The following is a 19,559-nucleotide window of genomic DNA, read 5'->3' as shown; positions in this document are numbered from 1 at the left end:
GGTGCCGCCCCCGTGCCTAGGCGTTTGATGGCGGTGCACCTCTGGCCCCCATCTTATAAGGAGTTAAAAAGAGTGAATTACGAAGAGGTCGTATTCGGACGCCGCAGTATTCGTGCTTTTCAAAAAAAACCGGTTCCGCGTAGCGTGATAGAAGAGGTTGTAGCGCTGGCTGTCCGCGCCCCTTCTTCTATGAATACCCAGCCGTGGCATCTGCATGTGCTGACGGGCGAACCGCTGGACCGTATTCGGGCCGATAACACCGAGCGCATGCTCAATGGTGTGCCACCCGCCAAGGACAGTCGCGACATCGGTAACTATCAGGGTGGTCACCGCCAGCGTCAGGTAGAGATTGCGGTACAGCTGTTTGAGGCGATGGGGATCGCGCGTGACGACAAGGAAAAGCGCCAAGATTGGATCTTGCGTGGCTTTCGCCAGTTCGACGCGCCTATTTCCATTGTAGTGACCTATGACCGTGTGTTGCGCGACGGTGATATCGCCCAGTTCGATTGTGGCGCTCTGGTGAATGGTCTGGTGAATGCTGCTTGGGCCAACGGCTTGGGTTGTGTGGTGAACAGTCAGGGCATCATGCATTCTTCAGTTGTACGCGAGCATGCCGGGATTCCTGATGATCAGGTGGTGATGATCTGCGTTGCCATGGGTTATCCAGATGAAGAATTCCCTGCTAACGCCGTGGTCTCCAAGCGTCGTCCGGTTGATGAAGTGGCCAACTTCGTTGGCTTTGAAGAGACCGTTTCGTCATAGCGGCTAGCCTTGCCATGTAATCATGCTGTGGCAGTAGAGCCTAAGCTGGCGCCCAAAAGGGTGTCGGCTTGAAGCGAGCCTCGCAACGAGCCGCCAGTCACTCTCGATAGCCACAGATTATTGCTTCTAGCGTCCTCAGTGATTAAACCCCTTTAGCGCGTCATCCCTCGATTTAACATTCGCAGTGCAACCGTCGCTGATCTCCCATACTAGGCTGTAGCCTACGTGGTAACGTACGCGCCTGCGGTTCAGGGTTACCCTGAAAGGTGTGGATCAATTCAATAACTAGCGACGGTACGTGGTAAATAATGACGATTGAGGTTAAAAACCTGCCCACCAATGAAGTCACTTGCGCGACATGCAGGGCGAACTGTTGCCGCTTGGAAGTCATGCTCATCACGGATACGGGCGTGCCGGATAAGTACGTGGCGGAGGATAAGTGGGGCGGCATGACCATGGCTCGCCTCGACGATGGATGGTGTGCAGCCCTGGACCGAGAAACCATGCTCTGCAGCATTTACGAGAAGCGCCCCTGGATTTGTCGTGAATTCGAAATGGGCGGTTATGAGTGTCTGGCTGAACGGACCTAGTTCTCGTATCGACAAAACGGCTTTGTATAAATCGGTAATGAATGACAGGTTTATAGACAGGCCTCTGCACCGTCAACAATTAGAAACTCATTAAGGCACTACATTGAAAAACCTGATTCTCATTGCGTTGCTGTTGATTGTGGCCGGTTGCAGTACGACTCAGCCTGGCGCCGCCGGCAATTGGGCGGGATACAAGGAAAAGGGCCAGGCCTCGTTCTATGCAGACAGACACCAGAACCAGAAAACCGCCAGCGGCCAGCCGTATCGGCATGATCTGAGTACGGCCGCCCACAAGAAGCTCCCTTTTGGTTCGGTGGTGAAGGTCACCAATACCAGCAACGGAAAAAGCGTGGTGGTGACCATCAATGACCGCGGGCCTTTTGTGCGCGGTCGCGTGATAGACCTATCAAAGTCGGCCTTTAGCCGCATTGGCAATACCTCTGCCGGACTGTTGAATGTTGAAATTGAAGTGATTCGATAAGGCACGCCCCGCCCGGCAGGCCAACCGGGTATTAACTGATAGCGGTTACCGTTTAAGCACACCATGACAAGGACGTCATCATGCGCATTCTTTCCCTTCTGTTATTTATTGTTTTCCTTTCCTGTGTACCTCATGCCGTTTCAGCTGAACCCAGAAAGCATCAGCCCATGCTCGCCCAAGTTTACGCTGGCGATGCTGTGGTCACTGATTACTGGGTTAGCGAGAAGTTGGACGGTGTGCGTGCGCATTGGGATGGCGAGGTGTTGTGGAGCCGAGGTGGATACCAAATTGCTACGCCTGAATGGTTTACTGAGGCTTGGCCATCTATGCCGATGGACGGCGAATTGTGGATTAGCCGCGGTAGCTTTGATGCTCTCAGCGGTATTGTGCGCACGGCTGAGCCCGATAACGCGCAGTGGCGGCGGGTCAAGTTCATGGTGTTTGATTTGCCCGAGCACGGCGGCGTTTTCACGCAACGGGTGAGGGCGATGGAGGCGCTGACGGCGCTCAACATTGATTGGCTGCAGCCGGTCAGCCAGTTTCGGGTAGCCGATGCCGATGAACTAGACGCGCGCCTGGCTAACTTGGTTGCGGCTGGCGCGGAAGGGCTGATGCTGCATCATCAGGCTGCGCGGTATCAGGCCGGCCGCAGCGCGGCGCTATTGAAATACAAACCCTATGATGATGCCGAGGCCTGGGTGGTGGGTTATACCGCTGGCAAAGGTAAGTACGCAGGCATGGTCGGTGCGCTAGAAGTGGAGGACGATCAGGGGCGGCGCTTTCGCCTGGGCAGCGGCCTGAGTGATGCGCAACGCGCTAATCCGCCGGCTGTTGGCAGCTGGGTGACCTATCGTTATAACGGTCTGACCTCCACAGGGTTGCCACGCTTTGCGCGTTTTTTGCGTGTGCGGGAAGAGTGATCGGGTGCGGCGGCTGATCGCTTCGGCTCTCATTGGGGTGGTTAACGTCTAACCGCTTGAGCCCTTAGTACGATGCTGTGCATGATTGGCAATCGATCCGATCTTCGTTGCCCTGTTTGGAGTTGTTCACGTTGCCAGAATTGAAAACCCTTGGTCTTTTCTTGCTGACCGCTTTGGCGGAAATCATCGGCTGTTATTTGCCTTATCTCTGGCTGCGCGAAGGTAAAAGTATTTGGCTGTTGTTGCCGGCAGCGCTCAGCTTGGCGGTATTTGCCTGGCTACTGTCGCTGCATCCAGCGGCGGCGGGCAGGGTATATGCGGCTTATGGTGGTGTGTATATCTTTACTGCCATCCTGTGGCTTTGGGCGGTAGATGGCATTCGCCCAACCGGTTGGGATTTGCTGGGCTCGGCTGTGGCTTTGGTGGGGATGGCTATCATCATGTTTGCGCCGCGCACGGCGTAGTTATCTGTGCTGATCAGGCGGGGCGCCGTTTATTTTATCTTTGGTGGCAAACTGGTGGGTATCTGACATTACCCGGTTACAGCTAAATCAAGGATGGGTCGAAAGAGTACGGAGGGCGCAGAAACTGGCGGTGAAATGCCTTGCTGCTCCGTAGCTCTGAAGGGCATGAATGCCGCGAGACCGCCATGCAGGCATGGCGGTTTATTCAGATTAGCGGGGTTATTAACTCAGTAGTAGGGCGTGGCCTTCTTTCGGATCAATGCGCCCTGCAACCAGGTCTTCTACCAGCTGTTGCGCTTGCTCCAGACCGGCGTGTTCATTCACCAGCATCCAGGGTTGTTGCGGGTTCTTGGTGCGTTGGATAAACGCCAGTTGCGCCTCATTGAACTTGCGGGTGACTTCAGCTGCGCCCCAATCGGCGTTGCGCTTCTTGATTTGGTAGGGCGCGAAGTAGGGCTGCGGGGCTGGGCCGTGCATTGGCGTGTCGGCAGCGCTGATGTGTTCGTGGTTCTGCGATGAGCCGGCAAAGCAGCTGTGGGTCAGGGTATCCTTGAAGTGGCTATGAACGCGGTTGCGCAATGCGTTATTGCCGGAAAAATCGACATACAACGTGGGCACACTTGCATCCAGCTGCTCTACATCGGCGTAGGCCATTGAACGCTTATAGCAGCCAAGATTGTCGACAAACTGGGTGTTACTAGCGGAGGTAAGACCAATCAGCTCAACGCTCGGATTGTTTTCCAGGCAGAAGGCGGTGCCGTAAGCGGTTTTGCTGGAGGCGCTGGAAATGATGACCCGCTTTGCGCCGAAGAAATTATTATCTTCCAAAAAGTCGGCCAGCATAAAGGAAGTGATAAATAGCGGGCGCAGCAGCATTTGATAGTTTTCATCTTCTGCGCGGTAAGCTGCATCGGTGCTGATGCGTTGATACTGGTTGTAAGCCGAAGTCAGCTCCAGACGATGTTCGATTCCGTCGTAAAACCCGCGCTCGCCGACCCGTACTGGCTTCATTATTACGTGGCTGGCTATGGGCCAAAAACCATAAAAGCGTTCGCCCTTGGCGAGGCCTTCAACATTGGTTTCGACAATCTCGGCAAAGCCCCAGGCTGGCATGTGGAACCAGGCTGCGTCTTTGGTTGGATAGAAATTCCAGTAACGCAGGTGCGGTGTTTCGCCGAAGGCCGCGTAGGTAATGTTGTTGGTGGTCAGTGCCAGGCTGCAGATGCGCAGTAAAGCTTCACCTTCCTGTAACGCCGGCATGGGCTCGCTGTGGATGCGGGTTTGCTGCAGATCGGATTTGTTGTTCTGTAACTGACTGAGAGTGCTCATGGGGTGGCTCCTTGGTAAGGTGAAACGCAGTGCGAATGACTGTAGCCTGTATGCCTGCCTTACGGGTTCGGATATCCATGAGCAACAAACGAGACGCCCCATCATCACGCCCCAAGCCGCTTAAGCGGCCTACCCAGTCGCGCGCCAAAGCCACTGTGCAGGCGATTTTTGATACCTATGTTCGGATTTGGCAGCGTGATGGCTGGGAGCGTGTTACCACCCGTGCTATTGCTCTTGAGGCGGGCGTGGCGGTCGGCACGCTGTACGACTACTTCCCCAGTAAACAGGCTCTGCATTCAGGCTACGTGCGCCATTGCATTGAGGTGTTGCTGCAAGCGGTGGACGAGCAAGCGGTGCAGCCGAAAGACCTGAGCTGGCAGCAGCGCTTGTCGTGTCTGGTGCGGCTGCTGTGTGGCGCAGAAGGTGCTATCTCGTGGTTTCACCCGGACATGCTGGAGCTGGAGCCCATGGTGGCGGACCAGAAGCATCAGCGCCGCGCCTATGATGAGCTGCTGGGCGCTTGGCGATGCGTTTTTGCGGTGGCGACGGACTTGCCCAGCCAGCCGTCGGACGCCACGCTGGAGGCGTTGCACTTGGCTGTTTGGGGCGGGCGCCGTTATGCCATGCTGGTGCAGCTGGATGCTACAGCCATGACTACCTGGGCAGAACAAATGCAGTGCTTCTGTCAGTTGGCCATCCGTACTGCCGTGCTAGGTGACGACACCTGAGAGTGTTAATCCTTTCGGCTGGTGCGCACTTTCAAATAATCGCGTTGAATCGCGGTTTCCAAGGCGCTCGCGGCGATGACCAACTCGTCGAAGGTTTCCCGTTTGGCCTTGAGCTGGCTTATCTGCTCTGTCGCGGGTGAAGAGCCCTTGTTTTGATTCGCGAGCTCTACCAAGCACTGCAAATAGTCGCGGCGCGCCTCGGCAACCAGCGTGATTATAGGTTGCAGAGTGGTGAGGGTTAGCTCCGGCAACGCTGGGTTGATCACGCTGAAGTTGATTTCGCGGCGCAGTTTTTCAAATTCCAGCAATAGACGGTTACTGTCGATGGTCATGTTTGACTCCTTGCTGGCGGCTGGCGTGCATGGCTCAGCTTACTCTAGTTTAAGCGTAGCGACGTCAGCAGCAGGCAGCTGAGGTAACTGCAGAGTGCTTTGGAGGCGCAATGTACAAGTTATGTTTTTTTGTCCCTGCTGCGAATGTTGAACAGGTCAAGCAAGCGGTGTTTGCAGCGGGCGCTGGCCGCATTGGCGATTACGACTCTTGCAGTTGGCAGGCGCTGGGACTGGGCCAGTTCCGCCCTTTAGCGGGTAGCAATCCGCATATTGGCAAGCGGGGCAGCCTGGAGCAAGTTGAAGAGTTTCGGGTTGAAATGGTCTGCGCGGATGAATGCATTCGCGCTGCCATTGCCGCCCTGCGTTTGGCTCATCCCTATGAAGAGCCGGCCTTTGACGTTTGGCGGCTGGATACGGATTTGATGAGTTGACGTGCAGCGGCTTGGGATCGGGTGTGAGCTTCAGGGCAGAATTTCAACCAGGGTACCGTCGGGCACCAGTTCCCAGACTTCGCGCATTTCTCTATTGCCTAAGGCGATGCAGCCGTTAGTCCAGTCGAGCCCCTTGAAGTACCACTCGGGATAGTCTTCGTCGATGGGCGTGCCGTGAATCATGATCATGCCGCCGGGATCGACGTCATTTTTGTAAGCGGCCATCTTGTCTTTCAGATTGGGATAATCGAGGTGCATGCTTAGGTTGTAGGCAGGGCTTTCGTGCCGCCAGTCGATAGTGTAGATGCCTTCGGGGGTGCGCTGGTCGCCTTGCTGCACCTTGTGACCAACGGGTTGGCGGCCCAGAGATATTTGATACTCGTGTACTACTTTGCCATCACTCAGCAGCTGTAATTGACGTTCAGCCTTATGGATCATTACTTTGTCGATAATTTGCGTCGCGGCTGTGGCGGTAAGGCTGCACAGGCACAGTAATAGGGCGGTCAATAATCGGTTCATTAGCGAGCAGGCTCCGGACGGTAAACGATGTCGCGGATGCGTACCGGGAAATGATTACTCTGCCGATCAATAAAGTACTGCTTAAGCGTTTTGCCAACCGTAGGGAAAGCCAACTCGGTCCAGGGTATTTCTTCCTCGCTGAACAGCTTTACCTCCAGGCTTTCTTCACCCGCGGAAAAGTCCAGATCGGCTAACTCGCCGCGAAAAAACATGTATACCTGATTGATATGCGGCAGGTTGAATAGCATATACAGCTCCTGCCCCTGCATGCTGGCGCGAGCTTCTTCCCAGGTTTCACGCAGCGCGGCCTCTTCGGTCGTTTCACCGTTTTCCATGTAGCCGGCGGGCAGCGTCCAGTAACCTATGCGCGGCTCAATGGCCCGGCGGCACAACAGTACGTGGCGCTTATGCGTAGCCAGAACCCCAGCGACAATGCGCGGATTCTGGTAGTGGATAGTCTCGCAGTGGTCACAGATGAACCGCGAGCGGGTGTCGCCCGAGGGGATGCGTGCGGTAACGGTTTGGCCGCACTCACTACAGAACTTCATGTTGTTCTTCCGGCTGGGTCTAGTGTCGAATGCGTTCTATCTTGCGGCGCAATTAACGCTCGGGCAAGAGACAGATCACACAAATATGCTCAGTGGTTCGGTCAGAACTAGGCCGCTGACAATGCTCTAGGCAGTTGTCTATCAGGCGGTATTCACGCGGTTGTGAGTCTGGTCCTGGTCTGGTGATCATGCCATCATTAAGAAAAGAACAGAGGACCTATGCATGCTGGATAAAATGCGCATGCGGGTACAGGAACACTCCCCCCGAATGGTTGAGGCCGCAGGCCTCCCGGAGGCGGGTGTGTTGATCCCGATTACCTGTGTGCATAACCGCCCCGAAATCATCCTGACGGTGCGCTCGCAGCGCCTGTCTACCCATTCCGGCGAAGTCGCCTTCCCCGGCGGCAGGCGTGATCCGGGTGACGTGGATTTGTGCTTTACCGCCCTGCGTGAAGCGCACGAAGAAATTGGTCTGTTGCCTGAGCTGGTTGATGTAGTTGGCCCTATGGGGTCGCTGGTATCGCGGTATGGCATCAAAGTGACGCCCTATGTGGGCATCGTCCCCGATGTGTTTGACTTGGTGCCTAATAGTGGTGAAATCGAAGAGGTTTTCCGGGTGCCTGTGGAGTTCTTCCTTGATGACCCTCGTGAAATGACCCATCGGATCGATTACGAAGGGCGCAGCTGGTATGTACCTAGCTACCGTTACGAAGGTTTCAAAATATGGGGATTGACCGCTTTGATGCTCGCTGAGCTGATGAATACCGCTTTCGATGCAAATATTTCGCTGCATACCCCATACGACAAACATAAATAAGAGGAATTCGCATGAAGTACAGCTTGGGAAATGACCGCGTTGAGATGGCAGATGATGCCTGGATTGCGGACTCTGCTGCGGTAATCGGCAAGGTCAAGCTGGAGGCGGGTGCCAATGTGTGGTTCAGCGCGGTGATTCGCGGTGACGTTGAGCAGATCACTATAGGTGAGCACAGCAATGTGCAAGACGGTGCAGTCTTGCACGCCGACCATGGTGTGCCGCTGGTCTTGGGTAAGGGAATTACCGTGGGTCATAATGCGATGCTGCACGGCTGCAACGTCGGTGATTACAGCTTGATCGGGATTAATGCCGTGATTCTGAATGGCGCTAAGATCGGCAAGCATTGCATCATTGGCGCTAATTCGCTGATTGCCGAAGGTAAAGAAATTCCTGATGGATCGCTGGTGATGGGTTCGCCCGGCAAAGTGGTGAAAACCCTCAGTGATCAGCAGAAAAAAATGCTCGAACTCAGTGCAGCGCACTACGTACAGAACGCCAAACGCTTCCGTGAGCAGCTCAAGGTACAAGACGATTGATGAGCGAGCAGGCCCCGGTACGCTCCCCCTGCGTCAGTATTTGCGCCCTCGATGACCATGATATGTGTATCGGCTGCCAGCGCAGCGGCATGGAAATTGCGACTTGGGGGCGTATGAGTAATGCTCAGCGTTATGCGGTACTGCAGCGCTGTGAATCGCGTGCGCGTATGCAGGGCCTTTGGGTAGGCGCCGCCAACGAAAAAGGACAACAGGCATGAACGTCGTAATAGGTACTCCGTATTCTGAAGACGCAACCCGCGTGTTGTTGCTGGGCTCTGGCGAGCTAGGTAAGGAACTGGCAATCGAATTGCAGCGTCTTGGTTGTGAAGTGATTGCGGTGGACCGTTACGCCAACGCCCCAGCTATGCAGGTAGCGCACCGCAGCCATGTTATTAGCATGCTGGATGGTCAGGCACTGCGTGAGGTAGTAGAAGCGGAGCAGCCAGATTACATAGTGCCGGAAATTGAGGCTATCGCTACAGCTACCCTGGTGGAGCTGGAGACCGAGGGTTACCGAGTGGTACCTACCGCCGAGGCGGCTCGACTGACGATGGATCGCGAAGGTATTCGCCGATTAGCTTCAGAGACGCTTGGACTACCAACCTCCGCTTACCAATTTGCTGACACGCTGCAGGAATATCGCACTGCAGTTGAGGCAGTGGGGATGCCCTGTGTGATCAAGCCGGTAATGAGCTCCTCCGGTAAGGGGCAAAGCCTGGTGCTCAAGGCCGAGGATATTGATACTGCCTGGGAGTACGCTCAGGCAGGTGGCCGCGCTGGTAAGGGGCGGGTGATTGTTGAAGGTTTTGTTGATTTTGATTACGAAATAACCCTGCTGACCGTGCGGCATATCGACGGTACCAGCTTCTGCGCGCCTATTGGTCACCGCCAGGAGGCCGGTGATTATCGTGAGTCATGGCAGCCACAGGCGATGTCGGAGATGGCTCTGGAAGAAGCGCAGCGGGTAGCCTTGCAGGTGACGGAAGCGCTTGGCGGTCGCGGGTTGTTTGGTGTGGAGCTGTTCGTCAAAGGCGACCAAGTATGGTTCAGCGAAGTTTCGCCACGGCCGCACGATACCGGCATGGTGACGCTTATCTCGCAGGATCTATCGGAGTTTGCACTGCACGCACGGGCCATTCTCGGCTTGCCGATTCCGGCGATTCGACAGCAGGGGCCAGCGGCTTCAGCGGTTATTATGGTGGAAGGCCAGTCGGCGAATGTCAGTTTTGGCAATGTGGGCGAGGCGCTCGCCGAAGCGGATACTCAGCTGCGCTTGTTTGGTAAGCCAGAAGTGGATGGCCAGCGCCGCATGGGTGTCGCCTTGGCGCTAGACGAGAGCGTTGCGCTGGCGGTTGAAAAAGCCGTACGCGCCGCAGCAGCGGTACAGGTCAAGCTCTGAGCCGCTGGTGGTATTGGCTAGCGCCGGCATTGCCGTTGCTACTGCCTCAGGCGCTTTGGGTGAAACGCACGGCCTTGCGCCTGCCCGATGCTGCTCAGCCTTGGCACGGATTGATGGCAGGAAGGAACGCGACCTCTCGGCCGTTACGGCTGCTGTTGTTGGGCGAGTCCACTGTCAGTGGCGTCGGCGTAGCACGGCAAGCCGACGCTTTGGCTGGGCAGTTAGCCGAGCAACTGGCAGCTGCTACCGGTCGTTCGGTGCAATGGCAGGCACTAGGTCGCAACGGCGCGGACGCGAAAGTTTGTTTACAGAACTTGCTGCCGCAGATAATGGACCAGCGCTGGGATCTGGCTTTGCTTGTGCTCGGCGTGAATGACAGCACTCATCTGACTTCACGGCGCCAATGGCGCTCCCGGCTGCAGCAACTGTTTATTGGGTTGGGTGCCTGTTCTGCGCGAGTGTTGGTGACGGGCGTGCCGCCGCTGGGGCAGTTCACCGCGTTGCCACACCCTTTGCGAGGCTGGTTAGGCTTGCGTTCGCGTTTGCTGGATAGTGATCTGCAGAAGGTCGCAGCGCTGCAGCGGGTGAGCTATCTCCCGCTGGATTTTCCTTTCGAGCAGGCTTACCTGGCGCGTGACGGCTTTCACCCTAGTGCAGCCGGTTACCGCAAGTGGGCCGCCGGCATTGTGTGTCAGCTTGCGTTAGAGCCGTCTTTCGCGCCGTCGGCAGTTGCTTCAGCCAGCACTGGGATTTGATCACGGCTCCGCTCCCAGATTCGCACGCTCTTCACCATGTTGTCTTTGGTTTGCAGGATTTCCATGCGGTAGGCGCCGGTGGCCAGGCAAACGCTGGTTTCCGGAATGCTTTCCAGTTGCTCGGTGATCAAACCGTTCAAGGTTTTCGGGCCATCCGCCGGTAGCTTCCAGTGCAGGTGACGGTTGATGTCGCGAATGGCTGCGCTACCGTCAATTACATAGGTGCCATCTTCCTGTGGGTGAATATCCTGACTGGGGATAAGCATGTCGGTAGTGAACTCACCGACGATTTCTTCCAGGATATCTTCCAGCGTCACCAAGCCAATCACATCACCGTATTCATCGACCACAATGGCGATACGGCGCTTCTGCTTCTGGAAGTTGAATAGCTGAGTGTGCAGCGGTGTGCTCTCGGGGATGAAGTAGGGCTCCTTGCAGGCGCCGATCAAGCTTTCCTTAGTCAATTCTCCGCGGCTCAGCAGGCGCGCGATGGAGCGCATGTGCACCAGGCCAGTGACGTTGTTGATGTCACCTTGAAACACCGGTAGGCGAGTGTAATGGCAGCTGCGCAGTTGCTGATTGATGGTCGTCATGCTGTCTTCAAGATCAATGCCCACGGCTTCGTTGCGCGGAATCATGATGTCGTTGACCGTCATCTTCTCGAGATCAAGAATGCCCAGCAGCATATTTTGACGGCTGCGGGTGATTCCCAGCCCGGCCTCACGCACGACGGTACGCAGCTCCTCGGTGGTCAACTGGTCGCCATCGGTGTCGTTGGGGTTCACGCCGATCATACGCAGCAACAGGTTGCTGAAGGTGCTGGACACCCAGACTACTGGGTAGAGCAAGCGTTGCAGTACCGCAAGTACTGCGCTGGCCGGAAAGGCAATCATCTCTGGGCGCAAGGCGGCCAGCGTCTTGGGGGTTATTTCACCAAAAATTAGAATGACCACCGTCAGCAGCACGGTAGCGATGGCAATACCGGCTTCGCCCCACAGATCTACCGCTACCACGGTAGCGATGGAAGCGGCGAGAATGTTGACGATGTTGTTGCCGACCAGAATAGTGCCGAGCAGGCGATCTGGGCGCTCAAGTAACCGTGAGGCGCGCTTGGCGGCGCGGTTGCCTTCCTTGCTAAGGTGCTTAAGGCGGTAACGGTTCAGGCTCATCATGCTGGTCTCCGAGCTGGAGAAAAACGCAGACAAGATGATCAGCAGCGCCAATAACATCAGCAGCAAGCCAGTATGGGATTCGTTCAAGATCGTGCCTCAAACAGGTTGGAATAGGGGGGCATCAAGCGCCGATTAGCACTTCGCGTACTAGCTTGCTGCCAAAGTAGGCGAGCATCAGCAGCAAGAAGCCCGACAAGGTCCAGCGAATGGCGTGGCTGCCGCGCCAGCCACGGAAGTGGCGGCCCCAGAGCAGGATGCCAAAGACCACCCATGCCAGGCAGGACAGCAAGGTTTTGTGCACCAGGTGTTGGGCAAACATGTTCTCAAGGAAAACAAAGCCGGAGATCAGTGCCAGCGTCAGCAGTAGCTCGCCGCAGAGCAGAAACTGAAACAGCAAACGCTCCATGGTCTGTAGCGGCGGAAAGGTACGGATAAATCGGGTCGGGTGCTTATGCTTGAGCTGGTAGTCCTGGATCGCCAACAAGGTTGCCTGAAAGGCGGCAATCGTCAGAATTCCGTAGGCCAATACCGACAATAGAATGTGCACCAGCAGGCCTTTCTCTCCGGACGGCAACGTAGTTGCTTCGTGCGGGAAAATACCGGCTAGCAGGGCGGTAATTAACGCCAGCGGATAGAGCCCTAGCAGCAGGCTGGTGACTGGCGCGCGGAAGCTTGACAGCAGGGTCAGAGCGACTATCAGCCAAGCGATCAAGGAAGCAATATTGAACAGGCCAAGTGCGAAGCCATGATCGGTCATCAGCTGTAAATAAAGGCTAGCGGCGTGTGCCACCAACGCAACCAAGCCGATGCCTCGCAGCAGCCGGGCATTGACAGTCAGGCGCTTGCCCAGACAAAACAGCTGGTACAGCATCCCACCAAAGTAAAAAAAGGCGGCTAGCAGGCTAGGAGTGAGGGCTGTCATACGTCCTTGAGAGTGGTTATCAACAAACCCGCAGTGTGGCACAAGCCGCGCTGCGGTTAAAGCGCTTCCCTATCATCACCTAAGGCGCGCGGGTATACTGCGCAGCTTAACTGCTTCGCCCCTGCGGCGGGGGTAGAGAAGTTCAGGAGAGTTAGTGATGTTCGAGAATCTTACCGAGCGCCTGTCACATAGCCTGCGTGGCGTGACCGGTCAGGCCAAACTCACAGAAGACAATATCAAGGACACCTTGCGTGAAGTGCGCATGGCGTTGCTTGAGGCCGACGTGGCATTGCCCGTGGTCAAAACATTTGTTGATCAGGTGCGCGAGCGCGCAGTGGGTCAAGAAGTGTCGCGCAGCCTCTCGCCAGGGCAAGTGTTCGTCAAGATCGTCAAGTCCGAGCTGGAAGCGGTCATGGGGCAGAGCGAAGGCCTGAACCTGGCAGTTACGCCGCCGGCCGTGATTCTGATGGCTGGTCTGCAGGGCGCAGGTAAGACTACCAGCGTCGCCAAGCTGGCCAAGACCCTGCGTGAGCGTGAAAAGAAGAAAGTCATGGTGGTCAGCGTCGACGTTTATCGTCCGGCGGCGATCAAGCAGTTGGAGACTCTGGCGGCTGAGGTAGATGTTGCTTTCTTTGCCTCCAGTATTGAACAGAAGCCAGTAGCCATTGTTGAAGCAGCGTTGCGCGAAGCGCGTAACCGCTTTATGGATGTGCTGATCATCGATACGGCGGGCCGTCTGCATATTGATGCTGACATGATGGCCGAGATCAAACAGGTGCACGCTGCGGCTAAGCCGGCGGAAACGCTGTTTGTGGTCGATGCGATGACCGGCCAGGACGCCGCCAATACGGCGCAGGCCTTCAACGAGGCACTGCCGCTGACGGGTGTGATTCTCACCAAGGTTGACGGTGATGCGCGTGGCGGTGCGGCGTTGTCGGTTCGCCATATTACTGGCAAGCCGATCAAGTTCCTCGGTATGGGTGAGAAGGTTGATGCCCTTGAGGTATTCCACCCTGATCGTGTGGCTTCGCGCATTCTCGGCATGGGTGACGTACTTACCCTGATCGAACAAGCCGAGCAGAAGCTAGACAAGGACAAGGCCGAAAAACTGGCCAAGAAGCTGAAGAAGGGTAAGGGCTTCGATCTTGAAGACTTCCGTGATCAGCTGCAGCAGATGAACAGCATGGGCGGCCTTGGCTCAATGATGGAGAAGCTGCCAATGATGGGCGGCAAGATGAATGCCGCGCAAATGGAAACCGCCCAGACTGAGGCGACCAAGCAGTTCAAGCGCATGGAGGCGATCATTAATTCGATGACGCCGGGCGAGCGCCGCAATCCCGATATCATCAGCGGCTCGCGTAAGCGGCGTATCGCTGCCGGCTCAGGTTCGCAAATTCAGGACATCGGTCGGGTGCTTAAGCAGCACAAGCAGATGCAGAAGATGATGAAGAAAGTCACCGGCAAAGGTGGCATGGCTAAGCTGATGCGCGGCATGGGTGGTATGGGCGGCGGTGGCGGTGGTGGCATGATGCCCCCTGGCGGCGGTATGCCCCGATTCTGAGCTGTTTAAAGCTTAATCAAAAAAGAGTTTTCATCGGGCGCGATATTCCGTAGAATACGCGACCTTTCGGGCCATAGGTGTATGCGTTATTGCAGCACAGCCCGCGATGAATTTTGTAGCGTTATTCAAACACAGGAAACGATGTCCACATGGTAACCATTCGTCTTGCTCGTGGTGGCTCCAAGAAGCGCCCCTTCTATCATTTGACTGTTGCCAACAGCCGTAACGCCCGTGATGGTCGTTTTGTTGAGCGCGTTGGTTTCTTCAACCCAGTTGCATCTGGTGCAGAAATCCGTTTGTCCGTAAACGACGAGCGCGTTCAGTACTGGTTGGGTCAGGGCGCACAGCCTTCTGATCGCGTTGCTGCGCTGTTGAAGGAAGCTCAGGCTGCTGCCTGAATATGACAACTGCTCCTGAATCGACCGAATCACCTCGTGTGATTCTCGGCAAGATCGTATCGGTTCAAGGGTTGCGTGGGGCGGTGAAGGTGTATTCGCATACCGACCCACTGGACAATGTGCTGGGTTATACGCAGTGGAGCCTTCATAGAGGTTCCGAGCAACGCACAGTGTCCATCCTCGGTGGTCGCCTGCAAGGGCGTGTATTGGTTGTTCAGCTCAAGGGTGTGGATGACCGTGATCAAGCCGAGGCTTTGGTTGGCTTCGAGATTAGCGTAGAGACCAGTTCTCTGCCCGAGCTCGAGGACGGTGAGTATTACTGGTATCAACTGGAAGGCTTGCAGGTGATTAACCTGGAAGGCCAGTTGTTCGGCAAGGTGGATCACCTGCTGGAAACCGGTTCCAACGACGTAATGGTGATCAAACCCTGCGCAGGCAGTATTGATCAGCGAGAGCGTGTGTTGCCTTACTTGCCCGGCCAATTTGTATTGAATATAGATTTGGAAACAGCGGTTATCCAGGTCGACTGGGACGCGGAGTTCTGACCGGTGTGGGCCGGTGTGGTGACTTTGTTTCCCGAAATGTTTACAGCGCTGACCGAGTCCGGGGTAACCGGGCGAGCCGTCAAGCGCGGACAGCTGGAAGTGGTTTTCAGCAATCCCCGTGAGCATGCACATGATCGTCACCGTACGGTAGATGATCGTCCCTTCGGCGGCGGCCCCGGCATGCTGATGAAGGTGGAGCCCTTGCTTGAGTCCATTGCGGCCATCAAGCAGCAGGCACCCTCACCACCCCGCGTGATTTATCTCTCACCGCAGGGGCAGCCACTCACCCAGAAACGGGCTGAGCAGCTGGCAGAGCTGGACAGCGTGGTATTGCTGTGTGGTCGGTACGAGGGGATTGATGAGCGCATTATTGAGCGCTGCGTCGATGAAGAGATTTCCATTGGTGACTACGTGTTGTCGGGTGGAGAGCTTGGGGCCATGGTGCTTCTGGATGCGGTAACCCGCTTGATTCCTGGCGTGCTTGGGCATGCGGATTCAGCGGTAGAAGATTCGTTTTCGGCAGGGTGGTTGGATTGCCCACACTTTACCCGGCCGGAAGAGTTTGACGGGCAGCGCGTACCGGAGGTGCTGCTCAGCGGTAATCACGAACTGATCCGGCGCTGGCGTCTCAAGCAGTCTTTGGGTAGAACCTGGCAACGTCGGCCAGAGTTGCTCGAAGAGCTGGACTTGAGCAAAGAACAGCAGAAGCTGTTGGCGGAATATATCCGCGAGCAGGAAACCGATAACCATTAACAGGTCCGACGGCCTGTGCAGGAGTAGCAACGATGTCCAATATTATTGCCCAGCTTGAAGCTGAACAGATGTCCAAGGAAATCCCCGCGTTCGCGCCGGGTGATACCGTAATCGTCCAGGTCAAGGTGAAGGAAGGCGATCGCTCGCGTCTGCAGGCCTTTGAAGGCGTGGTTATCGGTAAGCGTAACCGTGGTCTGAACTCTGCTTTCACCGTTCGTAAAATCTCTAGCGGTGTTGGCGTTGAGCGTACTTTCCAGACCTACTCGCCGCTGATCGACACCATTTCCGTCAAGCGTCGTGGTGATGTACGTAAAGCTAAGCTTTACTACCTGCGTGCTCTGTCCGGTAAGGCTGCACGTATCAAGGAAAAGCTGTCCTGATTGGACGCTTGACCCACAAAAAAGCAGCCTAAGGGCTGCTTTTTTGTGGGTGACTGTTTTTAATGGCGGTTACCTCAGCACAGTGAACAGGCTATGCCCGTAAACAAAGATAACGACGTGCCGGTCTCGCCAGCTGACCAGCAACTGATCGCCGAGTTTCTCGACAGCCTGTGGCTGGAACGCGGTCTGTCGAAACACACGCTGAGTGCTTATCGCACTGATCTCAGTCTGCTGGCTGGCTGGTTAGGCCTGCGTGGCAGCAATCTGTTAGGTGCGTCACGTGGCGATCTGATGGAGCATCTGGGCTGGCGCATTGCGCAGGGTTACCAGGCTCGATCTAGCGCACGTTTGTTGTCGTGCTCACGCGGTTTTTATCGGCATTTGCTGCGCTTGGGGCGTTTGACCGTTGATCCGACGTTGGATATTGCCATGCCCAAGCTCGGGCGTCCGTTGCCCAAGGCGTTGAGCGAGCAGGATGTTGAGCGCTTGCTGTCAGCGCCGGATATCGATGACAGTCTAGGTCTGCGGGATCGCTGCATGCTGGAGGTGCTCTACGCTTGTGGGCTGCGGGTTAGCGAGCTAGTAGGGTTGCGGCTGGATCAGGTTAATTTGCGCCAAGGCGTAGTGCGGGTAACCGGTAAAGGTAATAAAGAGCGCTTGGTGCCGCTGGGTGAAGAGGCGATGGTCTGGCTTGAGCGGTATGTGCAGCACAGTCGGCCCGCGTTGTTGAATGGCAAGCCGAGTGATGTGGTGTTTCCCAGCCGCTTGGCTAGGGAAATGACACGGCAGACGTTCTGGCATCGCATCAAGTTGCATGCGCAGCAGGCAGGGATCCGTGCTGATTTGTCGCCCCATACCCTGCGTCATGCTTTTGCCACGCATTTGCTTAACCATGGTGCGGATTTGCGGGTAGTCCAGATGTTGCTGGGGCATAGTGATCTGTCTACGACACAAATCTACACACACATTGCCCGCCAGCGGCTGCGAGATATGCACGCAGAGCACCATCCCCGTGGGTGACGTGGATATTTCATGATAAGCTTTGCCGTCTTCTAGAGGATCAGATTATGCGACTTAGATATGGCGTAACCTGCCTGTTGGCCCTATGGGGTTCGCATGCGATGGCAGATACCCAGACCGCGATTACTGAGGGTCTGTCCAAACTCAAATTTGATGTGCCGGTGTCATCGATAGCTGAGACCCCGGTGGATGGCCTGTATCAGGTGCAGTTGGAAACCGGTCGGGTGTTGTACGCCTCGGCTGATGGCAAGTACTTCATGCAGGGCACCCTGATTGAGGTTAACGACGGCAAACCGCGCAATCTTACCTCTGCGGCGGAAGCTAGCGGCATCGGTCAGGTACTCGACAAAGTTGAAGCCAAGGACATGGTGGTCTTTGCGCCAGAAACGGCCAAGACACATATCACCGTATTTACTGATGTGGATTGCGGTTATTGCCGCAAGCTGCACAGTGAAGTGGCAGAGCTGAACAACCTGGGCATTGAAGTGCGTTATATGGCCTTCCCGCGTGGTGGTATGGAATCGCCTGCGGCGCAGGTCATGCAATCTGTTTGGTGTGCTGATGATCGTCAACAAGCGATGACCTCGGCCAAGCAAGGCAAACAGATAGAAGAGAAAACCTGTGCCAACCCGGTCGCCCGGGAATACCAGCTGGGTCAGCAATTGGGTGTGCAGGGTACGCCAGCGATCTTTCTTGCTAACGGCGTGATGATTCCGGGTTATCAGCCTGCGGAACAGTTAGCGGCTATGGCGCTGGAAAACAAAGAGTAATCGCGGCTCCGGCAGCAGTGCTGCCGGGCAGTCAAATATATTCAAATAGATAATCAAGTGGGGACCAACGTTTGAAACCGGTCAAAGTAGGCATCTGTGGTTTGGGCACCGTTGGCGGTGGCACCTTTAACGTCTTGCAGCGGAACGCGGCGGAAATCGCCCGGCGTGCGGGGCGCGGCATTGACGTGGCGCAGATTGCGACGCGTCATCCCAACCCAGCCTGCAACATCGGTGATACGCCGACCACAGGTGACGTATTCGATGTGGTTAACAACCCTGAGATCGACGTTGTCGTCGAGCTGATTGGTGGCTACACGTTGGCCAAAGAAGTGGTCATGGGCGCTATCGCTAATGGCAAGCACGTGGTCACTGCCAACAAGGCGCTGATTGCAGTGCACGGCAACGAAATTTTTGCCGCTGCCAGCGAAAAGGGCGTCGTGGTTGCCTTTGAAGCTTCGGTTGCCGGTGGTATCCCGATTATCAAAGCGTTACGCGAAGGCCTTGCGGCTAACCAAATCGATTGGGTGGCCGGTATCATCAATGGCACCGGTAACTTCATCCTGACCGAGATGCGTGACAAGGGCCGTACCTTTGAAGACGTGCTGGCTGAAGCTCAGGCGTTGGGTTATGCCGAGTCCGATCCGACCTTTGATGTGGAAGGTATCGACGCAGCGCACAAGCTGACCATTCTGGCTTCCATTGCTTTTGGTATTCCGCTGCAGTTCGACAAGGCCTACACCGAAGGCATTACCAAGCTGACCACTGCTGATGTGAATTACGCTGAAGCGTTGGGCTACCGTATCAAGCATTTGGGTGTGGCACGTCGTACCGAAAATGGTGTTGAGCTACGTGTGCATCCGACGTTGATTCCAGCTGATCGTCTGTTGGCTAACGTTAATGGTGTGATGAATGCGGTCATGGTCAATGGCGACGCGGTAGGCTCGACGCTTTACTACGGCGCAGGTGCCGGCGCGGAGCCGACCGCTTCAGCCGTCGTTGCAGACATCATCGACGTGGTACGCGCGTTAACGACCGATCCGAATAACCGCGTGCCGCACCTGGCATTCCAGGCTGAATCGCTGTCGGATCTGCCGGTGCTGCCGGTGGAACAGATCACCACGGCCTACTACCTGCGCTTGCAGGCCAAGGATCGTCCGGGCGTGCTGGCCAAGGTTGCAACCATTCTGTCCGAGCGCGGCATCAACATCGAGTCGATCATGCAGAAAGAAGCGGAGGAGCAGGACGGCCTGGTGCCGATCATACTGCTGACCCATCGCGTGCGTGAGCAGGATATGAATGTGGCCATCGCCGCTCTGGAAGCGCTGGAAGAAATCGCCGCCCCGCTAATGCGCGTGCGGGTAGAACAACTGAATTAATCAGCGGCAAGCAGCAAGTGGCAAGCGGCAAGCGCGTTCTGCACGGACAGC

Annotated in this window: 26 protein-coding genes; 20 read left to right on the top strand and 6 right to left on the bottom strand. The window is 56.0% G+C overall.

Annotation, left to right across the window (positions count from 1 at the left end; all coding sequences use genetic code 11):
* Positions 1–72 precede the first annotated feature (72 nt).
* From AC1XYH_RS12585 to AC1XYH_RS12565, 5 genes are all read left to right on the top strand, one after another.
* A complete protein-coding gene (locus tag AC1XYH_RS12585) occupies positions 73–762 on the top strand; it encodes a nitroreductase (RefSeq protein WP_483323516.1) in 690 nt (229 codons plus the stop codon).
* A 308-nt stretch (positions 763–1,070) separates the two neighbouring features.
* On the top strand, positions 1,071–1,352 hold the full coding sequence (locus AC1XYH_RS12580) for a YkgJ family cysteine cluster protein (RefSeq protein WP_483323515.1): 282 nt from the start codon (positions 1,071–1,073) through the stop codon (positions 1,350–1,352).
* 103 nt (positions 1,353–1,455) lie between these two features.
* A complete protein-coding gene (locus AC1XYH_RS12575; protein WP_483323514.1) occupies positions 1,456–1,833 on the top strand; it encodes a septal ring lytic transglycosylase RlpA family protein in 378 nt (125 codons plus the stop codon).
* Between the two features lie 80 nt (positions 1,834–1,913).
* Positions 1,914–2,753, top strand: coding sequence for a DNA ligase (locus tag AC1XYH_RS12570; protein ID WP_483323513.1), 840 nt, complete (start codon positions 1,914–1,916; stop codon positions 2,751–2,753).
* A 131-nt stretch (positions 2,754–2,884) separates the two neighbouring features.
* Positions 2,885–3,217: a YnfA family protein gene (locus AC1XYH_RS12565; protein WP_483323512.1), complete on the top strand. Its 333-nt coding sequence runs from the start codon at positions 2,885–2,887 to the stop codon at positions 3,215–3,217.
* Between the two features lie 222 nt (positions 3,218–3,439).
* On the opposite strand, the gene AC1XYH_RS12560 is transcribed toward AC1XYH_RS12565, so the two are convergent.
* Positions 3,440–4,546, bottom strand: coding sequence for a DUF2855 family protein (locus tag AC1XYH_RS12560; protein ID WP_483323511.1), 1,107 nt, complete (start codon positions 4,544–4,546; stop codon positions 3,440–3,442).
* Positions 4,547–4,623: 77 nt separating this feature from the next.
* On the opposite strand from AC1XYH_RS12560, the gene AC1XYH_RS12555 reads away from it, so the two are divergent.
* Positions 4,624–5,274: a TetR/AcrR family transcriptional regulator gene (locus AC1XYH_RS12555; RefSeq protein WP_483323510.1), complete on the top strand. Its 651-nt coding sequence runs from the start codon at positions 4,624–4,626 to the stop codon at positions 5,272–5,274.
* A gap of 5 nt (positions 5,275–5,279) precedes the next feature.
* Here the strand turns inward: AC1XYH_RS12555 and AC1XYH_RS12550 are convergent, their stop codons facing one another.
* Positions 5,280–5,606: a hypothetical protein gene (locus tag AC1XYH_RS12550; protein ID WP_483323509.1), complete on the bottom strand. Its 327-nt coding sequence runs from the start codon at positions 5,604–5,606 to the stop codon at positions 5,280–5,282.
* 110 nt (positions 5,607–5,716) lie between these two features.
* Here AC1XYH_RS12550 and AC1XYH_RS12545 point away from each other — a divergent pair, with 110 nt between their 5' ends.
* Positions 5,717–6,037: an NGG1p interacting factor NIF3 gene (locus tag AC1XYH_RS12545; protein ID WP_483323508.1), complete on the top strand. Its 321-nt coding sequence runs from the start codon at positions 5,717–5,719 to the stop codon at positions 6,035–6,037.
* Positions 6,038–6,067: 30 nt separating this feature from the next.
* Here the strand turns inward: AC1XYH_RS12545 and AC1XYH_RS12540 are convergent, their stop codons facing one another.
* Both AC1XYH_RS12540 and AC1XYH_RS12535 read right to left on the bottom strand, forming a co-directional pair.
* A complete protein-coding gene (locus tag AC1XYH_RS12540; protein WP_483323507.1) occupies positions 6,068–6,556 on the bottom strand; it encodes a L,D-transpeptidase family protein in 489 nt (162 codons plus the stop codon).
* A complete protein-coding gene (locus AC1XYH_RS12535; RefSeq protein WP_483323506.1) occupies positions 6,556–7,104 on the bottom strand; it encodes an NUDIX hydrolase in 549 nt (182 codons plus the stop codon). The genes AC1XYH_RS12540 and AC1XYH_RS12535 overlap by 1 nt, the downstream gene beginning before the upstream one ends.
* Before the next feature lie 223 nt (positions 7,105–7,327).
* On the opposite strand from AC1XYH_RS12535, the gene AC1XYH_RS12530 reads away from it, so the two are divergent.
* Genes AC1XYH_RS12530 through AC1XYH_RS12510 form a run of 5 tightly spaced genes read left to right on the top strand, consistent with a single transcriptional unit; the run spans position 7,328 to position 10,611 of the window.
* Positions 7,328–7,921: an NUDIX hydrolase gene (locus tag AC1XYH_RS12530; RefSeq protein ID WP_483323505.1), complete on the top strand. Its 594-nt coding sequence runs from the start codon at positions 7,328–7,330 to the stop codon at positions 7,919–7,921.
* Positions 7,922–7,932: 11 nt separating this feature from the next.
* On the top strand, positions 7,933–8,457 hold the full coding sequence (locus AC1XYH_RS12525; protein WP_483323504.1) for a gamma carbonic anhydrase family protein: 525 nt from the start codon (positions 7,933–7,935) through the stop codon (positions 8,455–8,457).
* Positions 8,457–8,675 (top strand): DUF1289 domain-containing protein, encoded by a 219-nt coding sequence (locus AC1XYH_RS12520; protein ID WP_483323503.1) that lies wholly within the window; start codon positions 8,457–8,459, stop codon positions 8,673–8,675. Before AC1XYH_RS12525 ends, AC1XYH_RS12520 begins: the two co-directional genes overlap by 1 nt.
* Positions 8,672–9,856 (top strand): formate-dependent phosphoribosylglycinamide formyltransferase, encoded by a 1,185-nt coding sequence (purT, locus tag AC1XYH_RS12515; RefSeq protein ID WP_483323502.1) that lies wholly within the window; start codon positions 8,672–8,674, stop codon positions 9,854–9,856. The genes AC1XYH_RS12520 and purT overlap by 4 nt, the downstream gene beginning before the upstream one ends.
* A gap of 59 nt (positions 9,857–9,915) precedes the next feature.
* Positions 9,916–10,611 carry an SGNH/GDSL hydrolase family protein gene (locus tag AC1XYH_RS12510; RefSeq protein ID WP_483323501.1) on the top strand — a complete coding sequence of 232 codons (696 nt, stop codon included), beginning with the start codon at positions 9,916–9,918 and terminating at the stop codon, positions 10,609–10,611.
* On the opposite strand, the gene AC1XYH_RS12505 is transcribed toward AC1XYH_RS12510, so the two are convergent.
* Positions 10,548–11,870: an HlyC/CorC family transporter gene (locus AC1XYH_RS12505; protein WP_483323500.1), complete on the bottom strand. Its 1,323-nt coding sequence runs from the start codon at positions 11,868–11,870 to the stop codon at positions 10,548–10,550. The two genes, AC1XYH_RS12510 and AC1XYH_RS12505, sit on opposite strands and share 64 nt — an antisense overlap.
* Positions 11,871–11,904: 34 nt before the next feature.
* Positions 11,905–12,705, bottom strand: coding sequence for a cytochrome C assembly family protein (locus AC1XYH_RS12500; protein ID WP_483323499.1), 801 nt, complete (start codon positions 12,703–12,705; stop codon positions 11,905–11,907).
* A gap of 157 nt (positions 12,706–12,862) precedes the next feature.
* On the opposite strand from AC1XYH_RS12500, the gene ffh reads away from it, so the two are divergent.
* The 8 genes from ffh (at position 12,863) to AC1XYH_RS12460 (ending at position 19,508) form a co-directional block, all read left to right on the top strand.
* Positions 12,863–14,266: a signal recognition particle protein gene (gene ffh / locus AC1XYH_RS12495; RefSeq protein WP_483323498.1), complete on the top strand. Its 1,404-nt coding sequence runs from the start codon at positions 12,863–12,865 to the stop codon at positions 14,264–14,266.
* A gap of 149 nt (positions 14,267–14,415) precedes the next feature.
* Positions 14,416–14,664 carry a 30S ribosomal protein S16 gene (gene rpsP, locus AC1XYH_RS12490; RefSeq protein WP_483323497.1) on the top strand — a complete coding sequence of 83 codons (249 nt, stop codon included), beginning with the start codon at positions 14,416–14,418 and terminating at the stop codon, positions 14,662–14,664.
* 2 nt (positions 14,665–14,666) lie between these two features.
* On the top strand, positions 14,667–15,209 hold the full coding sequence (gene rimM / locus AC1XYH_RS12485; protein ID WP_483323496.1) for a ribosome maturation factor RimM: 543 nt from the start codon (positions 14,667–14,669) through the stop codon (positions 15,207–15,209).
* A gap of 36 nt (positions 15,210–15,245) precedes the next feature.
* On the top strand, positions 15,246–15,962 hold the full coding sequence (trmD, locus tag AC1XYH_RS12480) for a tRNA (guanosine(37)-N1)-methyltransferase TrmD (protein ID WP_483326378.1): 717 nt from the start codon (positions 15,246–15,248) through the stop codon (positions 15,960–15,962).
* Positions 15,963–15,994: 32 nt separating this feature from the next.
* A complete protein-coding gene (gene rplS, locus AC1XYH_RS12475) occupies positions 15,995–16,342 on the top strand; it encodes a 50S ribosomal protein L19 (protein ID WP_483323495.1) in 348 nt (115 codons plus the stop codon).
* Positions 16,343–16,435: 93 nt separating this feature from the next.
* Positions 16,436–17,362, top strand: coding sequence for a site-specific tyrosine recombinase XerD (xerD, locus tag AC1XYH_RS12470; RefSeq protein ID WP_483323494.1), 927 nt, complete (start codon positions 16,436–16,438; stop codon positions 17,360–17,362).
* A 47-nt stretch (positions 17,363–17,409) separates the two neighbouring features.
* Positions 17,410–18,132 carry a bifunctional protein-disulfide isomerase/oxidoreductase DsbC gene (dsbC, locus tag AC1XYH_RS12465; RefSeq protein ID WP_483323493.1) on the top strand — a complete coding sequence of 241 codons (723 nt, stop codon included), beginning with the start codon at positions 17,410–17,412 and terminating at the stop codon, positions 18,130–18,132.
* Between the two features lie 71 nt (positions 18,133–18,203).
* Positions 18,204–19,508, top strand: coding sequence for a homoserine dehydrogenase (locus AC1XYH_RS12460; protein ID WP_483323492.1), 1,305 nt, complete (start codon positions 18,204–18,206; stop codon positions 19,506–19,508).
* Positions 19,509–19,559: the final 51 nt, after the last annotated feature.

It is taken from the genome of Pseudomonas sp. GW-45 (assembly GCF_056896675.1).
Note: the sequence above shows the minus strand (reverse complement) of the source record. Positions and strands in the feature narration are given on the sequence as shown.

Coding starts and splice junctions, on each gene's coding strand:
- AC1XYH_RS12580 (WP_483323515.1), top strand. CDS start 1,071: ATGACGATTGAGGTTAAAAACCTGCCCACCAATGAAGTCACTTGCGCG.
- AC1XYH_RS12570 (WP_483323513.1), top strand. CDS start 1,914: ATGCGCATTCTTTCCCTTCTGTTATTTATTGTTTTCCTTTCCTGTGTA.
- AC1XYH_RS12560 (WP_483323511.1), bottom strand. CDS start 4,546: ATGAGCACTCTCAGTCAGTTACAGAACAACAAATCCGATCTGCAGCAA.
- AC1XYH_RS12555 (WP_483323510.1), top strand. CDS start 4,624: ATGAGCAACAAACGAGACGCCCCATCATCACGCCCCAAGCCGCTTAAG.
- AC1XYH_RS12550 (WP_483323509.1), bottom strand. CDS start 5,606: ATGACCATCGACAGTAACCGTCTATTGCTGGAATTTGAAAAACTGCGC.
- AC1XYH_RS12545 (WP_483323508.1), top strand. CDS start 5,717: ATGTACAAGTTATGTTTTTTTGTCCCTGCTGCGAATGTTGAACAGGTC.
- AC1XYH_RS12540 (WP_483323507.1), bottom strand. CDS start 6,556: ATGAACCGATTATTGACCGCCCTATTACTGTGCCTGTGCAGCCTTACC.
- AC1XYH_RS12535 (WP_483323506.1), bottom strand. CDS start 7,104: ATGAAGTTCTGTAGTGAGTGCGGCCAAACCGTTACCGCACGCATCCCC.
- AC1XYH_RS12530 (WP_483323505.1), top strand. CDS start 7,328: ATGCTGGATAAAATGCGCATGCGGGTACAGGAACACTCCCCCCGAATG.
- AC1XYH_RS12525 (WP_483323504.1), top strand. CDS start 7,933: ATGAAGTACAGCTTGGGAAATGACCGCGTTGAGATGGCAGATGATGCC.
- AC1XYH_RS12520 (WP_483323503.1), top strand. CDS start 8,457: ATGAGCGAGCAGGCCCCGGTACGCTCCCCCTGCGTCAGTATTTGCGCC.
- purT (WP_483323502.1), top strand. CDS start 8,672: ATGAACGTCGTAATAGGTACTCCGTATTCTGAAGACGCAACCCGCGTG.
- AC1XYH_RS12500 (WP_483323499.1), bottom strand. CDS start 12,705: ATGACAGCCCTCACTCCTAGCCTGCTAGCCGCCTTTTTTTACTTTGGT.
- ffh (WP_483323498.1), top strand. CDS start 12,863: ATGTTCGAGAATCTTACCGAGCGCCTGTCACATAGCCTGCGTGGCGTG.
- rpsP (WP_483323497.1), top strand. CDS start 14,416: ATGGTAACCATTCGTCTTGCTCGTGGTGGCTCCAAGAAGCGCCCCTTC.
- rimM (WP_483323496.1), top strand. CDS start 14,667: ATGACAACTGCTCCTGAATCGACCGAATCACCTCGTGTGATTCTCGGC.
- trmD (WP_483326378.1), top strand. CDS start 15,246: ATGTTTACAGCGCTGACCGAGTCCGGGGTAACCGGGCGAGCCGTCAAG.
- rplS (WP_483323495.1), top strand. CDS start 15,995: ATGTCCAATATTATTGCCCAGCTTGAAGCTGAACAGATGTCCAAGGAA.
- xerD (WP_483323494.1), top strand. CDS start 16,436: ATGCCCGTAAACAAAGATAACGACGTGCCGGTCTCGCCAGCTGACCAG.
- dsbC (WP_483323493.1), top strand. CDS start 17,410: ATGCGACTTAGATATGGCGTAACCTGCCTGTTGGCCCTATGGGGTTCG.